A 25,240-nucleotide genomic window follows, 5' to 3' on the forward strand; every position below is an offset into this window, starting at 1 on the left:
CGGGGCGCTCGATGCGCCCCCGGGGCGTGGCTGCGAGCTCAGGGGCGGCCCGGCGGCGCGGTGGGCGCCGCCGGGCCGCTGACACGGTTAGGCGGTGGCGGCCAGTTCCATCGCGCGGATGCCGACGCTTTCCATGTCGTACGCGGCGTCCGGGTCGGGCAGCGTCTGCGCGACGCTGGTCACGGCGTGCATGACGCCCCCGGCGGTGAGGTCTCCGCCGATGATGAAGTGCTCGAAGATCGCCTCACGCTCGGCCTCGGTGAAGCGCAGCGTGCTGGTGACGAACTCGATGGTCTCCTTGGGCTTGCTGACCTTGCGGCCGGCCTTCTCCTCGATCTCGATGATCTTCTTTTCGACGAACTTGACGTCGAGGAAGGTCCGCACGGCGTCGCGGGCCTGCTTGCTGACCAGGTCGAGGTTCGCCTTCTTGGTGTCCTCGCCCCAGCGGATGATGCCCTCGTCCATGCGGGCGCCTAGGTGCACGGCGCGCAGGGCGTCGCGGGTCAGGGTCATGCCGTTGTTGCACACTTGGATCTTGATCTGGGGGGTGAAGGTGTGCGCTCCGCCGCCGGTCTCGCCGTTGGTGAAGACGAATCCGGCGAAGACGACCGGGTTGTCCGCGCCGGTCTTCCCGGTGAACGGCGACCGGTAGTTGCTCAGCAGTGCGGGCGCGAGAGAACGGATCTCCTCGGAGTGCACACGCACGATCATGCGGCGCTCACTGAGGTCGCAGCTGACGGTGACCTTCATGCCGGAGTCACGCAACCCGCGCAGCAGCGCGGTGAGCCCGTCGAGGTTGTCGATGATCCGGTAGCCGTCCGACAGCAGCGCCCGGCCGATGCCGATCTCGCCGTCGTCGTCGCTGGTGAACCCGCGCAGCAGGTACTTCTTGTCCTCCGCGCGAAGCAACCAGCCGTTGACGTTGGCGTCATAGAGGTCGACTGCCTGCTCGCGCATCTTGCGCAGGTACTGGCGCGGGATGCCGAGCTTCTCGCTGATGCCGCCGTCACAGATGTCGGAGGGCCGGAAGATCTGGTCGCTGGTGGTTACGCCGTCCAGTGACAGGGTCGTGCGCGCGCCACTCACGTGCAGGTTGCCGTGGATGGCGCTGACACGGGAGGCCGGGACGACCGCATCGAACTTGCGGGCCTGCTGACGCTCGAGGATCCCGCCCAGCGTGGGCAGATCCACGTTGCGGGCGGTGAGCTGAATACCGTCGATGGCGCTGGTCATGGCTAATGCCTTTCTGTGGTGGTGATGGTCAGTGCCGGGTTGGCCTTTGCCCAACCTCCCCGACGCATCTAAATATACACTGATTTTGGCCGGGTGTCCACCTGGGGTGCCGGCTCGGCGTACCGAAATCCGGTGATGTAACTGGTGTGCGGCGTCCACTTCCTGGGCTCATGCGGGGTTGGCGACCAGGGCCGTGGCCCGCGGATCGGTGATGCGAAGCTGAGGGCGCAAGGCGTCCACGGGAATGCGGTCCTTGCCGGTTGCCCGGCGCCTCGCGAGGCGCCGGGCATCTCCGGCTGGTGCGTGTGGCTGGTTCAGGCGGCCTTCGCGGCTTCGATCATGGCGACGACTTGGTCATCTGTCAGGGGGGTGAGGTACTTGCGCGGCACCTTGGGGTAGATCCGGATGTCCCCGCCGAGGCGACCGAGTTCGGCGTGGTGCTGGCCCTTGAGTCGCAGTACGCACCACAGCTGTTTGGCTGGCTGCCTCCAGCCGGGTCCCTGCACGGTGACCACCGTGCCGCAGTGCACGGGCGCGACGGGCGGGGCGGCCTGGGCGGCAGTGATCTCTTCGGCGGTCGCCTTGCGCAGCATCTCGGGTGGGCAGCGGAGTGGACGGTCGCCGTTGACCGGGGAAAGTGACCAGTTGACCGGGTTGACTCTGGTGATCTCGAAAACGAGTCCTCGATCGTCCGGTCGCTGGTGCTCTTCGGCGATCACCACCAGATCGCCTTGGAACAGTGCGGGAATGATCTCGGAATGCTGGTTGTCCATATCGTCTCCTGCGGGCTCTCTGGCGGGTGCTCGTGGTGCTGCCGCCAGGGAAAGGGATGGCGATGAGCGGCAGCTCATCGCCGCGAATGGGTTCGTCGAACGGAGAGCAGTTCAGCTTTCGGAGCGGGGCGCGGGCCGGTGTACCGCGTACTGGTCGATTAGGGCTTCATCGACAGGGCGCACGATGTCTTCGGTCATCGGTCGACGGCCCCAATGGGGAAGGTCAACGACGTAGGAGCGGCCGACATACTCCGGCGGATCTTGAGGGCGAAACGGCTCGTTGACGAACGAGTCCGACACCCTGTCGATCGTGACCGTCGCTCCGGCCGCGAAACCCTGAGTGATCTGGACCTGGGTGCCGACCGGATAGTCGGTCAGAAAGGCGACGCCGACGGGGCAAGCCGGGTCACAGAAGGCGACAGGGCAGTCGTTGGAGTCGAACTCGACGCGGGCGCGATCACGGCAGGTCACGCCACACCGCGCGCACCGCTTGTCGTCGTCCTCCTGCATGAACCGGTACGCGGCGGAACGCAACTCGCCGAGGTCGTGATCGCCTCGACGCCAGGGCGCGAGGTCGCGCGCCAATTCAACTGGCGAGGTGTAGGGCGACAGCAGCACGTCGCCCGGCCTGCTGCGGGTCGCGGTGATGGCGGCGACGGCGTCGGCCACGTGCAGCGTCGCGGCGGGCAGGATCGTCCAGAACGATGGCGCAAGAGTGCCTGCGGTGAGGTAGATCGAATCGGTGTTCCGTCCCGTGATGCGTCGCGCCCTGCTGAGCTGGCGCTCGCGAGTCACCGACGTGACGAGCGCGAGCTGGTAGGTGCTGCGCTGGTCGACGGTGCGGAGCCCGTCGTTGGGCTCGACTGATTGTGTGACCAGTAGGTCGCCTCGGCGTACTTGTTGCATGAGGGAGCTCCCAAGCTCTGGTGGTGATGTGGGTGTCGGGTTGGCCTTTGCCCAACCTCCCCGACACATCTAAATATACACCGATCCTGGTTGAGTGTCCACCTCAGATAGGCCCTGATCAGGAATTTCTCAAGAGCCTTTGCCGTCGACCGTGAGCCGCAGACATGCCCGGTGCGCCGCTTCCTGATGGGCGTCCTGCCGTTTTTGGCCGGCGGGGGCGAACTTGTTCGCACCGGTTGCGGGTGGCGGCTGTCCAATCCGGGCCGGGGGTTTCGGGTAGAAGATCATGCGGGGTGTGCATGATGTTCTACCTGCCCGGCCCGGATTGGACTGACGGCGCACGTGACCCACACTGCCGGGCTCGTCCCGGTGGCCGGGAAAGGGCAAAGGACAGCGCGGCCGTAGGCCGCACCGATCAAAGCCCTCAGCGCAAGACGCCCGCCTGGCTCGGGGATGGACCCAGCCCCTGTTGCACGTGGCATGTGATCTGGGATCTACGCGGAGGCTGCCCGAGGTGGCTGTTGCACGCGATCAGTGCGCTACGGCGCCCGGCGGCAGTCGTCGGAGTGGCTGGGCGGACAGGGATGTTCTGCCGCGGCGGTGGTGTCCTGGCTCGTGGGGACACGTTGCCGGAGCGGGCCAGGACACCACATTGGGTGAGGGGTGTTAGCTGATGGTGTGGCTGTAGCGGACGGCAGCGCCTGCGGCGACGCGGCGCGGGCAGTACGGCTGGCGGGCGGTGACGGCGTCGGTGATCCAGCTCGCGTAGTGACTGGTGTCGGTGTAGATGGTGGCGCCGGTGCAGGTGTCGTTGGTTTCCCGCGAGGCGGTGCCGAGCAGTGTCCACAGTCGGCCGTTACGGGCGAGTGCGGGGCCGCCGCTGTCTCCGAAGCACGGGGCTGCGCCCTGGCGGGCGGCGACGCAGATTTCCCCGGCGGTGATCCCGGCCGTGGCGCAGGCGCTGGGGCCGGTGATACGGGTGTCGAGTTGCTTCAGCACGGGCGGCGGTTCGGCGGCGTCCAGGGTGGTCCTGCCCCATCCGAGAAGCCGGACGGGGCGGCCGGGGTCGGCGGCGGTGCCGAGGGGGATGCCGGTCAGGTTCAGCCCGCCGGGTAGCGCGATGACAGCGGTGTCGGCGACCGGGTCGTTGCCGGTCATCCAGTCCCAGTCGGGGTGGACCTCGATGCGGGCGGCGGCCACGCTGGTGAGTTGGTCGAGGTGGGTGGAGCCGTACTGGACGGTGACCTGGGTGGCGGGGACGGGTTGGGCGGTGTCGAAGTCGGTGACGCAGTGGGCGTTGGTCGCCACTGCGACTTTGCCACCGGCGGTGATCAGGGTGCCGGTGCATCGGCCGGTTCCGAGGCCCGGGTACTCGGTCAGCAGACGTACGGCGTACGGGTAGGTCTCGGTGGCGTCGGTGCCGCCGATGATGTTCACGCTGACGTCGCCGGCGCCGGCCGCTGCTGGGGCGGAGGCCGGGATGGTCAGAATGGTGGCAGCGGCCAGTCCGGCGGATGCCAGTCCGGTCAGCCAGGATCGTGGGGTCAAGATCATCCTTCGGGTTGGTGAGGGATCCTGGTGCGCATAGCCACGCACCAGGGCCGCGAGCCGAGGCAGCCGCGGAGTCGGGGCTGCTTCGGTACGGCAGGGCCGGACGGGAACGCTGGCAGGTGGGGTTATCGGCGGGTGAGGCGCCGCCATATCCATCGCACGAGCAACGCGTAGCCGAGGATCAGGGGCAGTTCCATGGCCGGTTGCTGCCATCCGGTGTCGGCGGAGGTGGCGCCGGCGGCGTCGAGGTTGGTGCCGAGCACGACGATCTGCAGACAGAGAGCCACGATCCCCATCGTGTTGACCGTGGTGTGCAGGACCAGGCCTGCTTCGATCCCGCCGGTGCTCACGGCGAGCCAGCCGAGGATGACCGCGTATCCGGCAAGGTTCAGATAGCCCGCGATGCTGCCGCCCGGGCCGTGCAGGGCGGCGAACACGGTGGCCTGCACGGCGATGCCGGGCCACGGGCCACGGCTGTACTCGCTAGCGGCCTGCAGGATCAGCCCCCGGTGCAGGGCCTCTTCGCTCAATGCCTGCAGGGGAATCAGGGCGACGATCAGGGTGAGGGCGGCGGCCAGTGCCATCAGGGGCACCGAGCCGAGCGTTCCCTGCTGTGCAGCGGTTATGACGGTGCCGAAGATGACCAGCATCAGAACGGCGGCAGGCACTGGTGTGGCGATCAGCAAGCTGATCCCGATCAGCCGCCATCGCGGCCGGCCGGTGGCCGAGAGCACGCTGGTGGCTGGCCTGCGCCCGATCAGCCGGGTCACGATGACAACGACCGGCAGGACCAAGGCGATGGAGATCAGCCGCACCACGATGTCGGTGAGCGGACCCAGCACAGGCAGTCCACCGGACGGGCCGATCAGCCGGTACGCGAGCACGGGAATCTCGTCCAGGACCAGCACGCTGCCGGCCACGGCCATGATGATGCTGGTGATCGGCCGCCACCACCGCCATCCGGGAACCGATCGGCCCCGAAGGTGGAACTCGGCCTGCACATCGGCGGGCGCCGGCACGACCGTTGACATCGACACTTCTTCTCCTGGAGGTGTGAACAGGAACGAGACGGGCAACGAAAAATGCGGCGAGGTGTGATCGGCGGACAGCGGTGATCACCTGAGTCCGGCGGCTCGGGCAGCACATCCCCGGCACACCTGCGGGCAGTGGGCCTGTAGAACGAGGCCGCTACGACAGGCTGCTGCGCCCAGAGCGGCCCGCACCGTGCCCACAGCAAATCTCGGGTCCAGGTGGCGAACCGGAAAGTCGGCGGTGGCGGCGAGCGCGAGCACCGCACTGGCGCCTATGACGCAGGTAGTGACCGCAGCAGCAATCGCGATCAGCAGCGCCGGCCGGGCGCGCCGGCCGGTCGGGGTGGACCTGCCGGGTGAAGGTGTGCCGGATGTCGCAGTGGTCATGACGCCCTTCACAGCAGGGTGCTGCCGGTGCGCGACGGACTACCCGGCACGACAGCAACTCGCTGCGCCGGTACGTCCGTGGACAGCACCTCACCGGCCCAGGCAGGTTCGTGCGCGGGTCGGATCGCCCCGAACCGGGTCATCGCTGCGATCACCGCGCCGGTCGGAGCCTGCGGTGACCGCACGGTGGAGGTCGGGTGCGGGTCGCGGTGTCGTGGTGGTGTGGTCATGGCTTCTTTCGGTCCGGGCTGGGGTGTGACCGACGGTGCCGGGCCACGGTGGTGAGGGCGTCGCGGATGGCAGTGCTGTGGGTTCGTGCCCATTGCCGGGCGTCGGGAGCGGGGTCGACGGGTCCGTGGACGACCAGCGGCGCGGCCGGCAGGCGGGCCCCGGCGTGGGTGAGTAGCTCGGTCAGCGCGGATGCGGTGCGGCTGTGGTGCCGGTGGCTGGTTTCCACCGCGACGGCGACCGCGACAATGCCGCCCAGCCCGGCCGGGCCGATCTGATCAAGGCACACCTTCAGCAGCCCGGACACGCCGCCCAGCTGGGTGGGCGACGCGGCGACCAGTAGCTGCGCGCGACCTATCGCATCGACCGGGTTCAGGCCGTGCTGGCGGTGCCGACAGCAGGGGGCGCCTGTGCGCGTGCAGGCCGGGCACGCATCGCCGAGCTCGGCGATGACGGGCGAACGGGCGACTCGCAGCGCCCCGGCGGCAGTCAAGGCGTCCAGGCCTGCGCCTACCAAGGCCCGGGTCCGAGAACCTGGGCCGCTGCCGATCAGGGCGACGACGCGGACGGTCGGCGGCGCGGCCGCAAACCTCAGCACCGGGCCGGTCGAGGCGGTGTGTGGATCCGGACCCGTCCGGCGGGCGCCACGCTGACCGCCGGACCTGCCTTCGATGATCAGACCGCACCAGACGAGTGCAGCAACAGCGGCGGGGTCCTCGGCCAGCCGGCCGGTTATGCCCGCGCTGCTGGTGGGCTTGTCACCGCCCTCGCGCAGCGCCGTGACGATGTCAGTCAACAGTGGATGAGGTGACCAGGAGCAGGACCGGCCGTGGCGGACACGCTGGAGCAGGCCGCCGTGGGCGAGCCGGTCCAGCAGTGGCCACAGCCGCTGGTCGCGTTCGCGGCCGTCTAGGCCCAAGCGGTGACCCAGTTCGGTTGTCGTGATCGGGTGCTGGTCGGCGGCCGGGAGCAGCGGTAGGAGGCGGCCGGTGAGGTGCTGACGCTGCTCGAGCACCCATCGGCCGGGTGCTGACCCGGCGGCCAGGCGGCCGGCCGCAGGCGACGTGCTCACATCAGCACTCACCCGGGCCTCCGGCGGCAGCCAGGTCGCGGCCGGCCGGGCCGCTGGTCGATCCGATGGGCTGCGGCGACGCCGGGTTGATCTCGCCGCCGACTGGCACATGTCTGCCGATCCGAGCACCGCTGAACACATGTTTGGGCCGGCGTGCTCAGCAAGCGCGAGCTGGTCGCGGGCGCCATCACGACCGCCGCTGCACAACGCGCCGGGCGGCGGAGATAGCCGCGGAGAGCATCACTATGGACACGGCCAGCCGTAGCCCAGCGTGGACGCCCAGGTCGGCCAACACGATGTTGACTGCCATCGCCGCAGCGGCGACGAGCAGCCCCAGGGCCACGGCGGTTAACCAGTTACCGCCCGTCGCGACGGCCGGCATACCGGGTTGGTTGCCGGCCGCTGCCGACTCGGTCGGCGGGCCACCAGTGCCGGGCCCGTGGAAGGTGTGGGCCGGGTGCCCGTGGCGGGGCTGGGGCTCAGGGAACAGGCGGAGACGGTGGAAGCGGAACACTGCTGTGAGCACGACCGTGCTGGCCAGCACTGCCCACAACACCCGGTCGGGAACTGTGGCGCCGCCGAGGTAGATCACCACGCTGACAACACCGAGGGCGATCACGTGGACCGTGATCAGTCCGAAGACGGCTGAGGCGAGCGCCCGACTGCAGCGGGGCCGGCACGCGGCGAACGCCGCTGCGACCACGGTCACGGTCACGCTGAAGGCGGCGGCCGCATTGGCGAACATCAGTACGCGGGTATCGGGGTCAGGTAGCGCGGCGACGGTGACCAGGGCTGCCACCCCGAGTTCGGCCACGGCGGTGACCGCGGCGAGGATCGTGTACCGGTTTGTGCGGCTGCCGGGAGCAGCGGTCATGGTTGCCCTGCCCACGTGGCGGACTCGGCCGGGGTGGCGGTGGTGGTGCCGGGTCGCCACATCGGCCAGATCGGTGGGCTGTCATCGACGGCGATGGGCCGGCCGAGGTCGGTGAACCCGTGCCGTTGGTAGAGGGCACGGTTGTGCAGGTTGCTGGCTTCCAGGTAGGCCGGGATGCCTTGGGTGGTGAGCTGGGTGAGGTGGTCGGTCAGCAGTTGGCTGCCGATGCCGTGTCGTTGCCAGTGCGGGTGGACGCCGAGGTAGGCCAGATGCTGGTAGACGCCGTGGGGGCGGTGCCGGGCGGTGGTCGTCTCCAGCAGGGCGAGTCGTTGGACGGCGGTGCCCGGTGGCAGGCCGGCCGTCAGTTCGTCGAGGTCGACGTCCGGGGTGGGTTCGGGCACCCATAACGCCACCGCGGCGATCGGGCGGCCGGGGCGGTCCAGGCGGGCGAGACGGACCTGGCCGAAGGGGTGGTGCAGCATCGCCGCGAAGCACGGCTCGAGCAGCCCGGCCCGAGCCTGTGGGTCGGGTTCGGCCCATTCGATGATCGGGCCGGTGCTGAAGGCGTCGGTCAGCAGCCGGGCAGCGGTGGGCAGGTCGTCGAAGCCGGCGTCGTGCACGCTCACGCGGGGTTTCATGACAGCAGCAGTCCTAATGAAAACGGGAAAGGGCGGGAGTTTTACCGGCGCGCGGGCTCGGCGACCGCGCCGGCCAGTGAGACGAGCTCGGGTGCGGCGGGCGTGAGAGCGCCGCTGCCGTGGCCGATGGCCTGGTACACGTGTGGCCGGTGCCGGCGCAGCCACCGCGCCCACAGCGTGGTCACGGCGATGACGCTCAGGTAGGTCACCGGAGGCGTCAAGGCGGCGATCGTGCTGGTGGTGTTGACGAGCTCGCCGAACAAGACGGCGCTGAGCACGGTGATGGCAGCGAGCAGAAGGGCGGCGGTGATGGGGGCGGCGCGGCGGCGTAGCCAGGGTTCGCCGTGTGGGTTTCGGTGCAGAAAGACAGGGACGGCGATGGCGGTCTGGGTCATGCAGAACAGGACGCCGAGCCCGCCGGCAGTGGTGGCGTAGAAGAACAGGTCGCGGTCGGGGTCGACCCCGGCGCCGACGCACAGGGCCAGCACGGTCAGGGTGAGGGCGGCTTGGGCGAGGCCGGCGGCGACGGGGACTCGTTCCCCGCGGATGATGGCCAGCCAGCCGGGCAGGATCCCTTCGCGGGCCAGAGTGAGGATGTAACGGCCGATCGTGCTGGAGAAAGCCAGGATCGCCGCGAACAGGCCACCGGCGTACAGGACAGCGCCGGCCTCAATGACCTCGCCGGGCACGTACGGTGCGGCGAGGTGGAAGAACAGGCCGGGGCCGTGTTCCTGGGCCAGGGCGATGATCCGGTCCGGGCCGGCGGCCACCGTCATGATCCAGGCGGTCGCCCCGTACAGCAGTCCGGTGACGGCCAGCACGGCGCGGATGCTGCGCCGCACGGTGGTGCTCGGGTCGACCGCCACCAAAGCGAACGCCAGGACAATTTCGAAGCCGAGGAAGCCGGTGATCGCACCCATCAGCGAACCGAGACCGGTGAAACTGGCCAGCGGGGCCGGGTTCAAGGCGGTCAGCGGGTAGCCGTCGGCAGGGTGAGCGAGCAGGACCAGGTCGACGGCGATCACGTAACCGGCTTCCGCGGCCACCAGGACACCGAGAATGATGGCGTTGGTGCGCAGGTTCAGCTGCACCAGGCAGGTGACCACAGCCCAGCCGCCGATGGCCCACATCGGCCACCACGCCCCCTGCCCGCCAGGGTGCACGACCCGTTCGACGGCGGAGCCGAACGCCCCGTACAAGCCGATCAGGATGGTCGCGTAGGCGAGCAAAGCCATCACCGCCGTTCCGACGGCGGCGGTTTTACTGACGGCGGCGACGTAGGAGTACAGGGCGCCGGCGTTGGGGACGTGTTGGGCCACCGCGGACAGGCCGACGCTGAAGACGGCCAGGACGGCGGCGGCGAGCAGGTAGCCGGCCGGGGTGGCGATCTGTTCGAGCTGGCCGAACCCGATCGGGACCGCGCTGATCACGATGGTCAGCGGGGTGACCGCGGCGATGGCGTACCAGAACAGCCGGGGCGCGGAAAGCCGTGAGGCGTGCAGACCGGCACGCAGAGGCCGGACACCGCGAGGCGACATGATGATGAACTCCAAAACGAAGGTGAGTGGCGTTTCGAGGCGTGCGGCGTCCGGCCCGCGCGGCGGGCCAGTGGGTGGAAGGTGGTGGTTAGCGGGCGAGGGCCATATCGCGCAGCACGGTCACGGCGCCATTGACGAGGGGCTGGTGTCGGGGGTCGAGCGACTCGATCGGGCCGAGCGCGCGGTGCACGCTGGTGTCGCGGATGTGGCCCAAAACCATCGGGCGCAGGCTGCTCCCGGCGATCACGTGCAACAGCGCCCGCTCATCGGTGGTGAGCCGCTGCTGGCAGACGATCTTCACGACAGGTGACTTCCCGCCGGCCGGTGGATCGCCCAGCACGGCGGACAGTGGTTGGCGTCGCCACCACGGGCGGGGTCCGGGTTTCGCGGTCCCGGCCCGGATCAGGTGCCGGGCCAACCGTTCCCGGATGTCGTCGGCCAAGGCCTCGACGACCTCAGCCGTACTCAATCCCGGATCCTGACGGATCTGCTCGAGAACGTCAGCGCTGAGCCGATCCAGACGGGCACCAGCAGCGGGTGGGGCCGTGCCGGTACGCGCAGCCGCGGCGGCCGGGTGGCAAGAGTCGGCATGTGCAGTCACGTCGTGCGGGTCGTCCGGGACGGTGACGGTGATGACCGCGGCGGTGACATGGATGGTGTCGCGGCTGGCCAGGTCGATCAGGACGGCGGCGGCGACGATGAGCCCGGCGGCTCGGCGTGAGGTGAGCAGGGCCCCGGACGGGTCCTGGGTGGCGTTCAAGGCCCAATAGGCCAGCATGCTCAAATCCTTTGAAAGGTGGCAAAAATACAGGAGGTAGGCGCACAGCAGCGGCACCCTCAGCCGTCAACGGCAGGGGGTGCTGGTGCCGCCCGGCGCGGGGAGTTATGCGGGTTTGACAGCGACGCCGCCGTACACGCCGATGTCCGTGTCGGCCGCCAGCGCGTCGGCCGGTGCGTCGGGCCGCCAACGATGCACGGGAACCAGGCCCGGCTCGGCCAGATCGAGGCCGGAAAAAAATCCGCTGATCTGCTCGCCGGTTCGTAAGAACGTCGGCACCTCGGACTCAGAGATCACCTGGTCGGAGAGGGCAGCGATCTCGGCGGTGAGCAGGTCCTGGCTGACGTGGGACACGACCAGCCACGAGCCGGCCGGCAGCGCGCCGAGCAGCTCGCCGACGATCCGGTGGGGTTCATCGGCATCGTCGAGGAAGTGCAGGACCGCGACCAGCAGCAATCCGACCGGCCGGCCCAGATCGAGTGTTTCTCGCAGGGCGGGGTTGGCCAGGATGGCGGCGGGCTGGCGCAGGTCGGCGGGCACCATGGCGGTACGGCCTTGCGGTGCGCTGAACAGCAGGGCTCGTCCGTGTGCCAGCACCATCGGGTCATTGTCGACATACACGATGCGGGCGGCCGGGTTGATTCGCTGCGCCACCTCGTGGGTGTTGTCCACTGACGGCAGCCCGGCCCCGATGTCCAGGAACTGGTCGATCCCGCACTCACCGGCCAGAAACCGCACGGCGCGTTGCAGGAATCGCCGGTTCTCACGTGCGGCTTCAACAATGCTCGGGAAGACCTTGGCCACCCGGTCACCGGAGTCGCGGTCGGCAGCGAAGTTGTCCTTGCCGCCGAGCCAGTAGTTGTACCGGCGGGCCGGGTGCGGGGTGCTGGTGTCGAGGGATGCGTCCGTCATGAGGGTGCCTTGTCGATGATGTCGGGCAGTGGATGAGGAATCGTGGGAGGCGCCGGGCGGCAGGAGTGGGTGCCGGGATGCCTGCGCAGCCGGGACGTCAGATAGTCCAGACGTGGGCTGCCGGCGGGGCACAGCAGCCCACCCGGGACCGGTGCCCACTGGCTCTGCTCAGGGTCGGACCGGCGTCCACAGCGTGCGCCCATCCCGAACAGGGCCGCCGCGCAAGCGGCGACCAGCCTGTCGGAGCCGTGCTGGCGGGCAGTCCGGTAGGCGACCCGCAGCAGCTGGCGGCCCTCGGCGCAGCTGTGCTGCTGGTAAACGGCGACAGCATGCAACGCCTGCGCGCACCACGCCCGGTCGTAGTCGGTGAACGCTTCGGCCGCCCGCTGATAGTCCAGGCACAGCTCGACCGCGTCCCGATCACCGTTCCAACAGGCCGTATCGGCCAGCACCGCACTGCCCGCGAGCAGGGCACCGGCCTCAATACCCGGTATTCGCAGAACCGCGGCAGCTGCCTGCCGCGCCTGATCGCCCTGCCCGACCCGCACATGGGCTTCAGCCCGCACGATCTGCATCAGCGGGACCTGCTGCTCCGCACGTCGCGGCTGCGCCCGCAGCCAATGCCGAGCACGCACAGGGCTGGTCAGGATCTCCCGGCACGCCCACCGCAACGCCGCCTCAGCAGCCGTGGTTTCCCCCTCGGTCGCCGTCACCAGCGGCTCCGGGCCCCCTGTCGTGGGTGGGTGCGTCATGAGATCGCTCCGCCGAGCCGCTTGGTTGCCGTGCTGCGGGTGTGGTGGTGCGGGGTTTCGAGCACCGATAGCCAGAACTGCTGCTGGAGGCGGTCATCGCGTCCGGAAGCCGTCTCGAGGGTGGGCAGAGCGCATCGGCCGTGGTGGGTGGTGGCGACCAGGGCCAGCCACCGGGCGGCCATCCGCCGGCTGGGCGGGTCGAGAAGCCTGAGATGGGCGGCGTCGTCGACCAGCACATTGACCGCGGCGCTGCCGCGCCCGCAGCCGGCGTGGATCGCTGCCGCGGACAGCAGCACTGTGGCGGGATGCCCGAATCCGTGCGGGCTGGCCCACCACGTTTGAAGGCACAGGCGGGCCTGCCGGAGGGCCTGTTCGCAGTGACCGTGGCGGTGCAGCGCGGTCGCATACGAGCAGCGGCTGGTCAACGCCAGCACCTGATCACCTGCCTGCTCGGCCACGTGCAGCCGGGCCCGCGCGACCGTCACCGCGTCGAGGGTGTGGCCGTGCTCGGCCAGCACACTCTGGTAGACCCGTCCCGCCTGTAGCGCCACTGGATGCAATTGGCCGAACAGCTGCTCGGCGGCGTGGTGGGCGTAGCGTGCCCACGCCAACCGCGACTGCGCATCCCGGCGGCTGTTTCGGGCGAACGCCACCGCCGCCGCGACGGTGTCGGCATCAGCGCCGGCCGTGCCTGGCTCTAGGCCCGCGATCAATTCCAGTTCACCGCTGTCGGTGGATGCCCTCTCGCGTGGAGTGGAGGCGGTTTCGCTGCGGGTCATGGCTCGAAGCCAGGTCAGGGTGCTCATACTGCACCGTCTGCGGGTGGACCTGCCGCGCGGCGGCGGGCGACACGCGGCCGCGCGGCAGGCCTCGATGGGGCCGGGTGCGTAGCCATCCCACTTCCTCGTCGGTGCTGCGCACCCGGCCGGCGGCCAGAACACGGTCTGGGGTTACCGGTCCTGGCCTGTCCCCGGCGCCGGCACTGTGCTGGGCCGCGGCGGGGAAGAACGTGGTGGTAGGCCGTCAGCTCGGCCGGAACCGGGCCGGTTGTCACGCCGGCACCTCGCTGGAGACCTGGCTGGGAAGAACGGCTGCGGCCGGCTGCCGAGGCGTGGCCGGCACGGTGGTGGGGTGGGTCAGGTCGTGGACGAATTCGTCGATGGCGGCAGGGTCCGTGTCCGGCTTGCAAATGATGTGGGCACGGGTGCCGTCGGGGGCCAGAACCCATTTCGCGCACACTCGCGCTGGGGGTTGGGCGATGACCACGGTCATGGCGTGCGGGCCACGGGAGGCGGGCCAGCCCGCGGCGAGCAGCCGGTCGTGGGTGTAGGCGGCCAGGTCGCGGGAGCGTTCGGCGCGGCCCCGGTGGACGTCGAGACCGTGGCTGAGTGCCGACCACAGGCGCAGCGGGTTGTGGCCGTTGCGGGAGCCGCCGATGGTGGTGTCGGCGGTGCCGGTGTAGGGCACGTGCGGGGTGCGGGCCAGCACTGGCGGTTCGGCGTAGATCAGCACCGCGCACGGTGTCAGGGTGGACAGAAATTTGTGGCCCGAGTTGACGATGCTGGTGGCCCCGCAGCTGAAGTCGAAAGCGGGCCGCTCGTGGGCAGGCAGCAGGGCCAGCGGCAGGGCGGACAGGGCGGCGTCGACGTGAATCCGGCGGCGGACGATCGCCAGGTCGTCGCAGACGGTGGCGATATCGGCGACGTCGTCGTAGGCCTCGGTCATCGTGGTGCCCACGGTCGCGACGATCACGACCGGCCTGTGCCGGAACTGCCCGAGGACTGTGCGCAGGTCGCCGATGTCCATCCGCCCGCCCGGATCGGTGCGGACGTGGATCAAGGTCAGGCGATGCCGGTTGCAGGCCTTGGCGACCGAGTAGTGCGCAGCGGTGGAAGCGAGCACGACCGGCTCCTGGCCGGGGAACGCGAGGCGGGCGTCCCACAGGGCGTGGTCGGTGCCTTCGCTGCTGCCGGAGGTGACATACCCCCACCGCGATGCGGGTGCGCCGAACAGGTCAGCCAGATGGTTGATGACGTCGCGTTCGTAGGTTTTGGTGTGGTCGTGGCCGTGCCCGCCGTCGTACGGGTCACCCACGTTGTTGAGCAGCTGCCCGGTCAGTAAGGCGCCGAGGGCAGGGTGGGTGATGTCGGTGAACCCCGGATAGGCCAGATTGTGGAAGCGGGCCGCGGCCAGTTGCTGGGCCAGGTCGGCGAAATGCTGTTCCCGTACAGCCGGGTCGGCGGTGGCGTCGCCTAGGGCGAACGGGGGACCGAACACGGGAGAGGTCATGACTGTCGCCCCTTCGGTTGCTCAAGCGCGCCCCGCCACAGGCTGCCCTTGGGCGGGCGGCCGAGCGGGCGGGCGAAGTGCCGGCTGGTGTGCAGGGCGCCGAACAGACCGTGCATCCGGCGCAGGACCGTTTCGTGCCACGGGTTAGCCAACAGCTGCTCCACGCCGACCAGCGCATACGGGTAAGGAGCGTTGATGTCGAAGCTCGACATGCGGTGGCTGGAGTGAATGGTGCGGGCGTTGTACTCGCCGATCCCGCGCCGTTCACCGACCAGCAACGCGAGGTCGGGTATCGGGGTGGCGCCGACGTTGAGCAACAGCCGGATCGTGCCCGGCACGTGCGCGTGGGACAGTGCCTGGTCGCCGGTCTGGGCCCAGGTGCCGGTCGCGGTGTCCAGGCTGGAAACCCCGACACCCACCCAGAACGCGTCCTCGGACAGCGTGTCATCGAGGCTGGTGGTCAGCTGCTCCCGCAGCACCCACCCGTCGGTGTCGCGCTGGTCGGTGACCTGACACTCGAGCCGGTACAACATGTCGGGCAGGTCGGCGGATTCCGGTCCGGCCAGCCACACCCGGCTGGCCGCGGCGACCTCGACCCCGCCCACCCAGTCGTCGCCGTTGAGCATCATCGTGTCGCGGCTCCGCGCCGGCCGGCCCGTCGGCACCGCGAACAACAACGCCAACGCGTAACCGGCGATCGGGTCGCGGCGGCGGCGCTGCCACGCCAGCTCAGCATGCCGAGCATTGAACGTCAGCATCCGGCGTAACGAGCTGCTGGCGATGTCGTACTGCAACCCCAACGCCCGCGCGTGATCGAGCTGATCCTCCGGGGACGAAGGGCGAGAGCCAACCGGGTTCGGGTTCGGTGAGGGGTGCTGCGGGTCGGTTCTCGCGTTCACAGCTGCAGCCCCACGATCCGCGGATCCCGCACCTGCAACGGATCCACCCTGCGCCGACCGAGCTGGGCGTACACGTCCGGGCGGTGCAGTTTCAGCCAGCGGCCGCGGGCCACGAACACCACCACGATCACCGCCAGCACTGGGCCGGCGATCAGGAACGGCAACGGTGAGCCGTCGGGCAGACCGAGCAGCATCGGCAGGTTCGACAGCATGAACACCAACGTCAAAACCCCGACCACACCGCCGGCGCCGGGCAGCAGCTGGCGCACCCACACCGATTCCCGGCTACCGGCGCCCTGGCCGAAGAACGCCACCGCCGACCACGACGACACCATCAGCAAACCCATAATGCACACCGCGCCGATGCTCGACAGCCACACGAACATCAACCCCATCGGATCCGCGCCCGACACCGCGAACCCGGCCAGCATCACCGCCGAAATACCGGCCTGAGCCAGGGAACCGCCGCGCGGGGCACCACCGTCCGCGCCCGGACTGACCGCCGCCAACCCGGCCGGCAACACCCCCTCATCGCCCAACGCGCACAGGTAGCGGGCGACGATGCCGCTGAACGCCGACATCGCGGCGAGCACGCTGGTCACCAGCAGCAACTGTCCGAACCCGCCAATCCCCGGCCCCCACGTCCCGGCCAGAATCGTCATCGGATCCGCAGCCGGCACGCCCGCCCGCACCCCAGCCGGGCCGACCGCGGCCGCGTAGGCCCACGACGTCAGCGCATACAGCACACCCAAAACACCAAACCCACCGAACGTGGCCACCACGATCGTCCGCGTGGACCGGGCCTCATCGCCATACGAGGGAACCGCTTCCGCCCCGGCGAACGCCGCCATCGCGAACACCAGCGCACCCGCACCGCCACCGGCAATGAACAACTCCGATGGCAGGAACCCGTCGAGCGAAATCCCGTCGGCCGGGTTCGCAAAGGCCGCGATGTCGAAGGCGAGCACGATGCCGATCTCGCAAGCCAGCAGCGCACCCAGCAGCTTCGCGTTCGCCGCACCCGGATAGCGGCCCAGCAGCAGCACCACCAGCCAGCCGGCCGCCGCCCACACCCACCAAGGCCCGGCCCCGACCAAACCAGCCAGGCTCGTGCTCCACAGCGCGAACAACGACACCTGCAGGCTGTTGTAGCCCAGCAAGGCCACGCCGGCCCCGGCCAACCCCCAGCCGGGGCCCAGGCCACGGGCGAGCTGGGCGTAGAACGGGGCGCCGTGCGGCACATGCCGCGACACCGCCACATACCCCACCGCCAGCAGCGCCACCACGAACATGACGAGCACAAACGACAGCGGCACACCTTGCACACCGCTCTGCGCGTACGTCGCCGGGATACCACCGTTGAGCACCGTCTGTGGTGACGACGCCACCGCCGCCACCCCCACCAACGCCCCCGCACCCATCGTGCGACGCGCCAACGTCACCGGCCCCGTCACGACCTACCCCCCGACTTCATCAATCCGCGCACAGCAGCAGGGCCAGCGCTCGAGGCGGTTGCAACCGCCTTGACCCATCCATTGCTCCGCAGGCGCTTGCGGCCAAGTCCAGCCCGGGTCCCGGGTATCCCGGGTCGACGAAAGCCTGCCAACGGGCAGGTGCCTCGTCGGGTCCGAGCGGCGGCACCGCCGCGCGCCTCACGCTGATCTGCTAAAGCCAGGCCGCAAGTGTCAGGCGCCGCCGGAAGAGCAGCGGGCCGGCATCGACGCCGTCCGTTCACGCCAACGCCCCCGTTGACACGCTCGGACAGGCCGTCGACCGGCAGTCCTGCCGTGCCCGCGCATGCGACCAGAACGAACCCACACCGATCGCAACTACCGACAACCGTGGACGCACCGGCGACCGCCGCCACTTACCGAAATCACCATCCAACAGTTGACAGGCTTGCAGTTCGGTCGGCTCCGGACCGATGAACTCATGGCTCCCGTCCGGCCAATCCCGACGCACCGCCCACGCCACCGACCCGGCGTTCGTCATCAGAGCCGCCCTCGACGGCGTCCGCTGAGTCGGCGTCGGACAGCACCGACGCCGGAAAGGTTGCCCAGCAATGGGCATACCCAGCAACAAATTCATCGTGAGCTCCCAACAAGAAGGGATGGCTGGCCCAACGTGGAGGGCAGCCAGGCGGCCGATGCGCACTTCGGTCGTTCCGATGGAACCGAGCCAGCCGCAAGCCGCGCTCGATTTGGCCGCACAAGCCCGGGCATCAAGGGCCTGCTTTCTCAAGCGTGTCGGCGATGAACGCCTGGACGATCCGGTCGACGGCCTCCACCTGGCTGAATTTGCCGAGATAGCGAGAATGCATTTCGACCTGTCGCAGGTAGGCGTTCCAGCGATCGCCGACGCTCGCATGGATGAAACCGATGTACGCATCGCGCAGATGCACGCTGTAACCGTTCGACGTGGACACCATGAGAGACCCACCGGAGGCGGCACAGACATCACTCAGAACCTGATGCTCAGACATGGCATGTCCGCCCTTCCGGCCGCCGAGACAGGGTCGCGCAGCGTGCCGGCTGCCACGCGGAAGCGTCAACGGGCACAGCACCGTGGGATTGCACGTCGTGGTCGGGAAGCTGATCGGCTGGCTGCGTCGAGTGCATCGGCTTCTCCTCCTTCGGCTCGGGTCGCATCGTGGGCGACGTGTGCCGGGTCGACGTGCGGGAAGTTCAGTGGTGGTGCTTATGTCTCCGAGGCGGGCGGCGATATGAGCGCGCCCGCCCCGGAACAGCTAGGAACGGCGAGGTACGTGGTCTAGCCAGAAACAGCAGCGGCAAAGACGTGTGTTCTTGCCGACTGTGTGCGCTCGTCTGGCTCCACGATCACGTATCGCGAACGGGGCGGGAAGGTCATAAAGAGGGGAATCTAGGGGGAATTTAAAAGGGATTGATAAGGGGAGTTTTGGCCTCTGACCTGCGGCAACTTACTCAAATGCCTGGTCAGGCGAAGATCGTCGCCTGCGACGTGGCTACTCGCGAGTGGCCGTGTCTGCTAAAAATCTGGGGAGGTACACGCCAGGCTGATCATCGGAGGTGTCGTCATGGCGATCAGTCCTTACGTGTACAGGCTGGTCCTCGCTGAACGTATGCTCGACCTACGGCAGCAGGCCGGCCTTAAGACGGAGGATTTGTCCAGCGCGTCGCGCATTCAGCGCCAGAAGATTAGCCACATTGAGACGGCTAAACAGCGGGTGGATCCTGAAGTTATCCGCCAGCTCTTGGCGCATCTGGACGTTCAGGCACATCAGTTCGATAGCGTTATGAGACTTGCGGCAGGTTCAGCCGAACCTGGCTGGTGGGAGCGCTTCGACGACGAGATGGGGCCTCGCCAGGCCTTCGCCGCCGCTATTGAGCAGGGTGCCCGTAGTATCTTCCAATTCCAGCCGTTCCTGATGCCGGGACTTCTTCAGACCCGAAACTTCGCTGCCGTGCGGGCGGTCGCGGATCGATCGGCGAATTCTCGCCGCTTCTCCAAAGCGCGGATGCTGGAAGCCCGCGAGAAACGGCAGGCTATCCTCGCCGGGGCCGATGCCCCACGCTTTCAAGTCATTATCGATGAAGGGGTTCTTCGTCGCAGGTCGGCACCGCCTGATGTCATGCACGAGCAAATCGAACATATCATCGGTTCCGCACTCAACAAATGCTCGGTTACCGTTCGTATTCTTCCCTTTGAGGCCGCGTCGAATGAACACGCGCAAGCGCGCACCGCATTCACACAGTACGCGTTCACAGACCCAGAGGCGCTCGACATTACGATGGTCGACACCAACGTAGAGGACCACCTCTATCAGAGCCACCACACAAACGACAAGGACAAACTGGCCGTCTTCGCCGGTCTTGCGTCCGAGCTGCGCGAAGCAGCCTTAAGCCCGGCCGAATCTATCGAACGCCTTACCGAAGCGGCTGAGGCTTTTCTGAGTAGGAGATGAATATGGACACCACACGTCAAGCGACGGGAACGTTCAAGGGCGCCAGTCCGGACGACGACGCGTCGTGGCCGCCGATCGGACGGTGGTTCAAGTCCAGCCGGTCGGGCGGCGGCGCCGAGTGCCTCGAGGTCATGTTCCTCGACGGCGGGAGCGTGCACGTTCGCGACTCCAAGAACCCCGACGGACCAGTTCTGGCTTTCACCGACGCCGAATTCACGGCGTTCGTGGGCGGCGCCAAGAACGGCGAATTCGACCGCTAGCCACGCGGCGACGTCGAGGGCGATGCGTACCCGATGCAGGAGCGCAGGGTACGCATCGTACTGAGCTGCGGTGGCGAGGTGAGATAGTGGTACTGGTCATCGACGGCCCGAGGAGGCCACGTTGGCACCGAAGAATCCCAACAACTTGCTCCGCGCCTACCGCGAGCGTCTATTCGGGACACAGGCGGCGATGGCCGACGCCGCCAACGAACACCTCGCGCCGACCTACCTGCTGACCGCCAACCACATCGGCAAACTCGAGCGCGGTGTCGTCGACCGGCCCAGCGCTCCACGACGGGCGGCATTGCGAACCATCTGCGGCGTGCAGACCGACGCCGAGATCGGGTTCGAAAGGCACAAACGGCGGGGTGGTGTGCCGCTGTCTGCACGCTTCCCGGCCACCGAGGCGCGGCCATCGGCTGGGCCAGGCGCGGTCGTTGCCGTGAGCACCGACGTAGCGATCCCGGTCGTGACAGACGCATCCACGCCTGCCGGGTGGCGGATTGTCGGTTACCTAGCTGTTCGCGATGAGGCGCAGCCGCCCGCAGAGCTTTCGATCGTCGCAGCCAATGCCACGCGGCAGGCGCTGCCTGAAACGATCATCCCCCCGGCTTTGCCACCGGTTCCTGACCTCGGCGACTATCCGGGCGGGGAGTGGAACAGCTTCCTCACCGTGACGCGCTTGCTGGCCAGCCAGCGCCAAGCAGTCGCGCCGGCCGCCCTCCTCAGCCTGGTCGAGGCACATCGCGACTGCCTCGCCATGCTGTTTCGCCAAGCCGAGCACGACCCGCTACGCAGCCGCATCGGCGCGATGGTGGCGGAAGCCTCAATCGTCGCCAGCCGCTTGTGGAGCGCCCAAGGCAACCGGCCGATGGCGCTGGCCCACTGCACCCGCGCCCGGCAGCTCGGCGACGACCTCGGCAACCGTGCCCTAGCCGCAACAGCGCGGATCTTCGAGAGCAATCTGCGCTCGGACGCGGCGACTCTGATCGGACGCTCCGGTGACATCGCCGACGGACTCCGCCTTCTGCAGGAGGCCCAGGCACTCTCAGCCGACCTCGGTCCTACCGCCCAGGCTCGGCTGGCCGCGGAGCAGGCTCAGATCTTCGCGGTCCTGAAGCTGCCCAGCGAATGTGACGCCGCCCTCGAGCGAGCCCGGGCCGCGTCCGCCAGCATCGCCGAACGCGACCGATCCGGTCTGTTCTCCGACTGGAACGCCTCGCGGCTCGGCGTCTACGAAGGAACCTGCCGCCTGTTCCTCGGCGAACCGAAGAAGGCCGCCCACCTGCTTGAAGCAGCCGTCGCACAATTCGCGTCCGACAGCAGCAACGTCAGCGTCGGCCTAGCCGCTCAAGTCGACCTGGCCAGCGCGTACGCGCAGACCGATGACCTGGACAAGTCGTGCGCGCTCCTTGGCGACGCGTACGGCGAGCTCGTGGCCATTGGCAACCGGCGTGGCGTCGATCGCGCCGAGCGGGCTCGTGAACGGCTCAGCCCGTGGAATTCCGAGCGCCTCGTCCGGGAACTGGACGAGCGGATGGCGGCCTGTCGGGCTGCCTGATAGCCGTGTCAGGCAGCCCCGCTTAGCCGGGATACCGTCGCGACGACATCCGGCGCGGACAGGCGGTCAAGGATCGCGTCGGGATCGTGCTGGGCCAACTCGTCACGCGTGACTCGGTGAGTCACGGCGATGACGCGGAAGCCGGCATGCCGGGCACAGGCGATGTCGTTGGCGGCGTCCCCGATGACCACGGTCTTGTCCGGGTCCAGCGGATGTCCAACGACGTCGGCATACCGGCGCCGGATGACGTCGGGCAGGTCGAACCGGTCACGGGCATCGGAGCCGAAGCCGCCGATACGCCAGTCGATGTACTCGTCCAGGCCAGCCGTAGCGAGCTTCATCTCCGCGGCTGAGCGCAGGTTCCCGGTCAGAACCGTTTGAACGAAGCCGGCATCGTGCAGCGCTTGGATCGTCTCTCTCGCGCCCGGGTAGGCGGGCTGGTCGCGGGCGAGCTCGTCGCGGCCCTCCTGCATGACATGGGCAAGCACGTTAGCGAATCGGGCGACGCCGACCTCGGCGGTTTGCGTATCTATCCCGGAGGCGATAGCCGTATCGATCACGATCGACTCGTCGGTGTAGCCATGCACCTTCGATGTCGGGAACACCACCGCCGACTCTGCCAGGCCGTAGGTCCTGGCGACAGCGCGCCGCAGCCATCGGAGGTCCGCAGGAATCAGCGTGCCGTCGACGTCCCACACCACGAGCCCGGCCTCTGTGTTCGTCACGACAGGCATCATGGCATCCTGCGGTTCGCAGAGCCACGCATGTTCCATGCGGAAGCGACGTTTGTCTTGTCGACATCTGTTGGCCAGCCCTCGCGTGGGACACCGCAAATAGACTGTCCAAGATTGATGAGATCCGGCGGGATACTAAGGTATCGGAATTGCGGCAGCAGATCGTCGCGTCGCGGTACCGGGGTTTCGGTCGAAGCCGCCATTATTGGGCAGCGGCCAACCTTGATTTGTATCGTTGGCTGGGTCACGGCTCTCTTGAGAGGCAGGTTGACCGGGGGGTCTGTGGTCCACTCGTCCACTCCGTGTCGGCCCCGGAGGCGGTAGCCTACGCGCGCAAGCCCCCGTCGTGACCGAAGGAGTGCGGGATGAGTGACGAGACAGTAACCAGCACGTCAACGCCAACTGTCTTCCGAAGCGCGGACGGGCTGCTTTTGAAAGGCTCGTTCGACTCGCCAGGCGCTTCGCCTTCATCCAGCGTGGTCCTCGTTCACGGAGGAGGTGTAACCCGCGAGGAAGGCGGCTTCTTCACCCGCCTCGCGGCCGGGCTCGCCGGACGCGGCGTAGCGTCATTGCGGTTTGACCTGCGCGGCCATGGCGAGAGCGAAGGCCAGCAGGAGGACCTGACCTTGGCTGGCGTCCTCAATGACATCCATGCTGCTGTCACACATCTACGTCAGCTCGCCGACGCCGTCCCAGTGAACCTTCTGGGCGCCAGCTTTGGCGGCGGAGTCAGTGCCTACTTTACCGCTCATTACCGGCGCGAGGTCGCGAAGCTGGTTCTGATCAATCCGCTTATCAACTACAAGAAACGCTTCGTCGACGACAAGCCCTACTGGTCGGACGGCCAGATCAGCGAGGACGCTGCGCGGGAACTCAGTGAGAACGGCTTCTTGGCTCACTCGGCGACGTTTAAGTTGGGGCGGCCATTACTCAACGAGGTCTTCTACCTGCGTCCCGACCAGGCCATCGAGAAGATCACTGCGCCCACCTTGGTATTGCACGGCACGGGTGACACGTTCATCCCGGTGCAGAGTTCCCGCGACTACATCGCCAAGATTCCCGCTCCGACCCGGCTGATTGAGATCGACGGTGCGCAGCACGGAATCGCCGTCGACAACGACCCGAAGTATCGGGATCCGCGAACGCAGGCATGGCAGGCAACCGCTATTCGAGACATCGCAGACTGGGTTGCGTGAAATTCATCCGATCGACGCCCTATAGGCGGTCGGCCCCGTGAGGGCGGCTGGCGAATGCCAGGAGCCTATGCGTGATCGCCGGCCGCCGTCCGCATCAGTCAGAGGGTGGCCACGAGCCGCAGGAACGCGTTTACCCCAGGACGGTGCCTCCAAGGGCCTAGCGCGGCGCCGAGCCGCACCAACTCTCGAATGGTGCGCGCCGAGCCAGCTGCGACAGCGTCGGGGGCGATCAACGCACCAACCGACGCTGCGTCATCGGGGAGCACCGCAGCCACCAGAGTTTGGGCCCTGAGCGTAGAGAAGTAGGCATAGTCACGGGTTGAAAAGACGGTCGGTTTCAAGGTTGCCTCGTAGATCGCGGCAGCGTCTTCCGGACGGCCGGACTCGCCATAACAGATGGCTGTCTGAACCTCAAACAGAACCTTGTCGTAGTGCGCGGCGAGCGGGGTCTTGGCGGCCGAGTCCTTCTCCAGTAATTCGCGAGCTCGCTTGAGGGTGTCATCGACTTGTGCGCGGCTGGATTCGAGCATGGCCATTCCGCGGGCCTGCTGCTGAACGGCTTCCGCCATGACACGCGCCGGTAAGGCCCACGGGCCTTCCTGGACGGCTTCAGCCAGGCCAAGCATCCGGGTGGCGTCACGTGCGTCCCATGCGGACTGGCTTTTCTTGATCAAAATGTACCCGGGCATGGCGTAGTCGGTGGCTTCCATGGCCCACTCGGATGCTCGGTCACGCCAGTAGTCCGCGGCTTCGGGATGGCCGGCATCGCGGTAGAGCCAGCCGGTAAACTCTGCCGCTCGAGCGCCGACACGCAGCAGCGGTCGGCGCACGTTCCACTTCACCACGCGGGCGTTGCGCTGCACGATCGAAACGATGCCTAATGCGCCGGGTAAGGCATACCGTGGTCCGCGGACGCCATCGTCGACAGCGCATTCAGCCAGCTGCTTGTCTAAGAACCCGACGAGCGTCTCGTCGAGGTACCGGCGAGCGTTGCGGGCGACGGCGTCGATGCGGTCAAGGTCGTCGAGCGTCAGCGCCGGCGCTGCGATGCCCAGACTCGGTTCCGGCAACGGAATTCGGCCGGGTCGCTCGTGCGGAGCATCGTCCGTTGTGCGCTGCACCGCCTCCAGGTGCAAATACCCATCACTTGACGCGTCCGCTGCGATTGCCCCGAGCCCGGCAGTTCGGTCCGTAGGGCGAATTCGGCGGTTCGTCAATCCGATCTCTGCGTCGGTCGCCGCGTTCAAGACCTTGCGGTAAGCCTGACGCCGGTATTTGCGGGGCCAGGCCACGATCCCACGTTCGAGCTTGCCGATGTCGCTGGCTGCGACGGGACCGTCAGTGTCGCGAGGGTCGATGATGGAATTAACCAGATCGGCCAACTCCTCGCGTGACATCGGGCTGTCGCCATCGGCCGACTTGAGACGAAGCCGTGCCGCGCGGAAGAGTTCGTTCGGAGGCCGTCGCGATGAGGTCATGGCTCCTCTGATCACCACCGAGTGGAAGCGCGTGGACCCTGAGTGTAGGCAACCCTCTCAGATTTTGAGAACTGCCGTCCCCAGGCGATGGGCAGCAAGCTGACTACCTACGGAGCGTAAGCATTGTGAGCAAGGCGGCGACAGCAATCCCAGTGGGAGGTGCGATCTCTAGCTACTTCGACCTGAAGAAGTAGGTGGCGGGTCGTC

24 protein-coding genes are annotated in these 25,240 nt (G+C 68.0%); 4 read left to right on the forward strand and 20 right to left on the reverse strand.

Going from position 1 to position 25,240, the window contains the following annotated elements:
• Positions 1 to 87: 87 nt before the first annotated feature.
• The 18 genes from LXN57_RS32065 to LXN57_RS32150 all read right to left on the reverse strand — a co-directional run bounded on the left by LXN57_RS32065 (position 88) and on the right by LXN57_RS32150 (position 18,343).
• Positions 88 to 1,233: a DUF932 domain-containing protein gene (locus LXN57_RS32065; protein WP_251801931.1), complete on the reverse strand. Its 1,146-nt coding sequence runs from the start codon at positions 1,231 to 1,233 to the stop codon at positions 88 to 90.
• A 314-nt stretch (positions 1,234 to 1,547) separates the two neighbouring features.
• Positions 1,548 to 2,006 carry a hypothetical protein gene (locus LXN57_RS32070; RefSeq protein WP_251801932.1) on the reverse strand — a complete coding sequence of 153 codons (459 nt, stop codon included), beginning with the start codon at positions 2,004 to 2,006 and terminating at the stop codon, positions 1,548 to 1,550.
• Between the two features lie 111 nt (positions 2,007 to 2,117).
• The gene (locus tag LXN57_RS32075; RefSeq protein ID WP_251801933.1) at positions 2,118 to 2,912 is read right to left on the reverse strand and encodes a hypothetical protein; all 795 of its coding nucleotides are present in this window, start codon (positions 2,910 to 2,912) and stop codon (positions 2,118 to 2,120) included.
• 666 nt (positions 2,913 to 3,578) lie between these two features.
• Positions 3,579 to 4,460, reverse strand: coding sequence for a S1 family peptidase (locus LXN57_RS32080; protein WP_251801934.1), 882 nt, complete (start codon positions 4,458 to 4,460; stop codon positions 3,579 to 3,581).
• Positions 4,461 to 4,588: 128 nt separating this feature from the next.
• The gene (locus LXN57_RS32085) at positions 4,589 to 5,494 is read right to left on the reverse strand and encodes a CPBP family intramembrane glutamic endopeptidase (RefSeq protein ID WP_251801935.1); all 906 of its coding nucleotides are present in this window, start codon (positions 5,492 to 5,494) and stop codon (positions 4,589 to 4,591) included.
• 395 nt (positions 5,495 to 5,889) lie between these two features.
• Positions 5,890 to 6,111, reverse strand: coding sequence for a hypothetical protein (locus LXN57_RS32090; RefSeq protein WP_251801936.1), 222 nt, complete (start codon positions 6,109 to 6,111; stop codon positions 5,890 to 5,892).
• Positions 6,108 to 7,193, reverse strand: a complete 1,086-nt coding sequence (locus LXN57_RS32095) for an NAD(P)H-dependent oxidoreductase (RefSeq protein WP_251801937.1) — start codon at positions 7,191 to 7,193, stop codon at positions 6,108 to 6,110. Before LXN57_RS32095 ends, LXN57_RS32090 begins: the two co-directional genes overlap by 4 nt.
• A 175-nt stretch (positions 7,194 to 7,368) precedes the next feature.
• Positions 7,369 to 8,055 carry a hypothetical protein gene (locus LXN57_RS32100; RefSeq protein WP_251801938.1) on the reverse strand — a complete coding sequence of 229 codons (687 nt, stop codon included), beginning with the start codon at positions 8,053 to 8,055 and terminating at the stop codon, positions 7,369 to 7,371.
• Positions 8,052 to 8,681, reverse strand: coding sequence for a GNAT family N-acetyltransferase (locus tag LXN57_RS32105; protein WP_251801939.1), 630 nt, complete (start codon positions 8,679 to 8,681; stop codon positions 8,052 to 8,054). Before LXN57_RS32105 ends, LXN57_RS32100 begins: the two co-directional genes overlap by 4 nt.
• A 53-nt stretch (positions 8,682 to 8,734) precedes the next feature.
• Complete coding sequence (locus tag LXN57_RS32110; RefSeq protein ID WP_251801940.1) at positions 8,735 to 10,231, reverse strand: APC family permease; 1,497 nt, start codon at positions 10,229 to 10,231, stop codon at positions 8,735 to 8,737.
• An 88-nt stretch (positions 10,232 to 10,319) separates the two neighbouring features.
• The gene (locus LXN57_RS32115; protein WP_251801941.1) at positions 10,320 to 11,009 is read right to left on the reverse strand and encodes a GPP34 family phosphoprotein; all 690 of its coding nucleotides are present in this window, start codon (positions 11,007 to 11,009) and stop codon (positions 10,320 to 10,322) included.
• Between the two features lie 105 nt (positions 11,010 to 11,114).
• Positions 11,115 to 11,921, reverse strand: a complete 807-nt coding sequence (locus LXN57_RS32120) for an SAM-dependent methyltransferase (RefSeq protein ID WP_251801942.1) — start codon at positions 11,919 to 11,921, stop codon at positions 11,115 to 11,117.
• On the reverse strand, positions 11,918 to 12,634 hold the full coding sequence (locus LXN57_RS32125) for a hypothetical protein (protein WP_251801943.1): 717 nt from the start codon (positions 12,632 to 12,634) through the stop codon (positions 11,918 to 11,920). Before LXN57_RS32125 ends, LXN57_RS32120 begins: the two co-directional genes overlap by 4 nt.
• A gap of 35 nt (positions 12,635 to 12,669) precedes the next feature.
• The gene (locus LXN57_RS32130; protein ID WP_251801944.1) at positions 12,670 to 13,479 is read right to left on the reverse strand and encodes a hypothetical protein; all 810 of its coding nucleotides are present in this window, start codon (positions 13,477 to 13,479) and stop codon (positions 12,670 to 12,672) included.
• 244 nt (positions 13,480 to 13,723) lie between these two features.
• On the reverse strand, positions 13,724 to 14,962 hold the full coding sequence (locus LXN57_RS32135; RefSeq protein ID WP_251801945.1) for a pyridoxal-dependent decarboxylase: 1,239 nt from the start codon (positions 14,960 to 14,962) through the stop codon (positions 13,724 to 13,726).
• Positions 14,959 to 15,720 (reverse strand): hypothetical protein, encoded by a 762-nt coding sequence (locus tag LXN57_RS32140; protein WP_251801946.1) that lies wholly within the window; start codon positions 15,718 to 15,720, stop codon positions 14,959 to 14,961. The genes LXN57_RS32135 and LXN57_RS32140 overlap by 4 nt, the downstream gene beginning before the upstream one ends.
• 137 nt (positions 15,721 to 15,857) lie before the next feature.
• Complete coding sequence (locus LXN57_RS32145; RefSeq protein ID WP_251801947.1) at positions 15,858 to 17,315, reverse strand: APC family permease; 1,458 nt, start codon at positions 17,313 to 17,315, stop codon at positions 15,858 to 15,860.
• 767 nt (positions 17,316 to 18,082) lie between these two features.
• Positions 18,083 to 18,343, reverse strand: coding sequence for a hypothetical protein (locus LXN57_RS32150; RefSeq protein ID WP_251801948.1), 261 nt, complete (start codon positions 18,341 to 18,343; stop codon positions 18,083 to 18,085).
• 573 nt (positions 18,344 to 18,916) lie between these two features.
• Between LXN57_RS32150 and LXN57_RS32155 the strand changes: the two genes are divergently transcribed.
• The 3 genes from LXN57_RS32155 to LXN57_RS32165 all read left to right on the forward strand — a co-directional run bounded on the left by LXN57_RS32155 (position 18,917) and on the right by LXN57_RS32165 (position 21,625).
• Entirely contained in the window at positions 18,917 to 19,804 is an 888-nt protein-coding gene (locus LXN57_RS32155) for a helix-turn-helix domain-containing protein (RefSeq protein WP_251801949.1), read from the forward strand.
• A gap of 2 nt (positions 19,805 to 19,806) precedes the next feature.
• Positions 19,807 to 20,064, forward strand: a complete 258-nt coding sequence (locus tag LXN57_RS32160) for a DUF397 domain-containing protein (protein WP_438872937.1) — start codon at positions 19,807 to 19,809, stop codon at positions 20,062 to 20,064.
• A 121-nt stretch (positions 20,065 to 20,185) separates the two neighbouring features.
• Complete coding sequence (locus LXN57_RS32165; RefSeq protein ID WP_251801950.1) at positions 20,186 to 21,625, forward strand: NsdA family TPR-like regulatory protein; 1,440 nt, start codon at positions 20,186 to 20,188, stop codon at positions 21,623 to 21,625.
• Between the two features lie 8 nt (positions 21,626 to 21,633).
• Here LXN57_RS32165 and LXN57_RS32170 read toward each other — a convergent pair whose 3' ends face one another.
• Positions 21,634 to 22,350 carry an HAD family hydrolase gene (locus tag LXN57_RS32170; RefSeq protein ID WP_251801951.1) on the reverse strand — a complete coding sequence of 239 codons (717 nt, stop codon included), beginning with the start codon at positions 22,348 to 22,350 and terminating at the stop codon, positions 21,634 to 21,636.
• Between the two features lie 374 nt (positions 22,351 to 22,724).
• Between LXN57_RS32170 and LXN57_RS32175 the strand changes: the two genes are divergently transcribed.
• Positions 22,725 to 23,555, forward strand: a complete 831-nt coding sequence (locus LXN57_RS32175) for an alpha/beta hydrolase (RefSeq protein WP_251801952.1) — start codon at positions 22,725 to 22,727, stop codon at positions 23,553 to 23,555.
• 98 nt (positions 23,556 to 23,653) lie between these two features.
• Here the strand turns inward: LXN57_RS32175 and LXN57_RS32180 are convergent, their stop codons facing one another.
• A complete protein-coding gene (locus tag LXN57_RS32180; RefSeq protein WP_251801953.1) occupies positions 23,654 to 25,033 on the reverse strand; it encodes an NsdA family TPR-like regulatory protein in 1,380 nt (459 codons plus the stop codon).
• Between the last annotated feature and the right edge of the window lie 207 nt (positions 25,034 to 25,240).

This window comes from Paractinoplanes hotanensis (genome assembly GCF_023717965.1).
Classification (GTDB): domain Bacteria; phylum Actinomycetota; class Actinomycetes; order Mycobacteriales; family Micromonosporaceae; genus Actinoplanes; species Actinoplanes polyasparticus.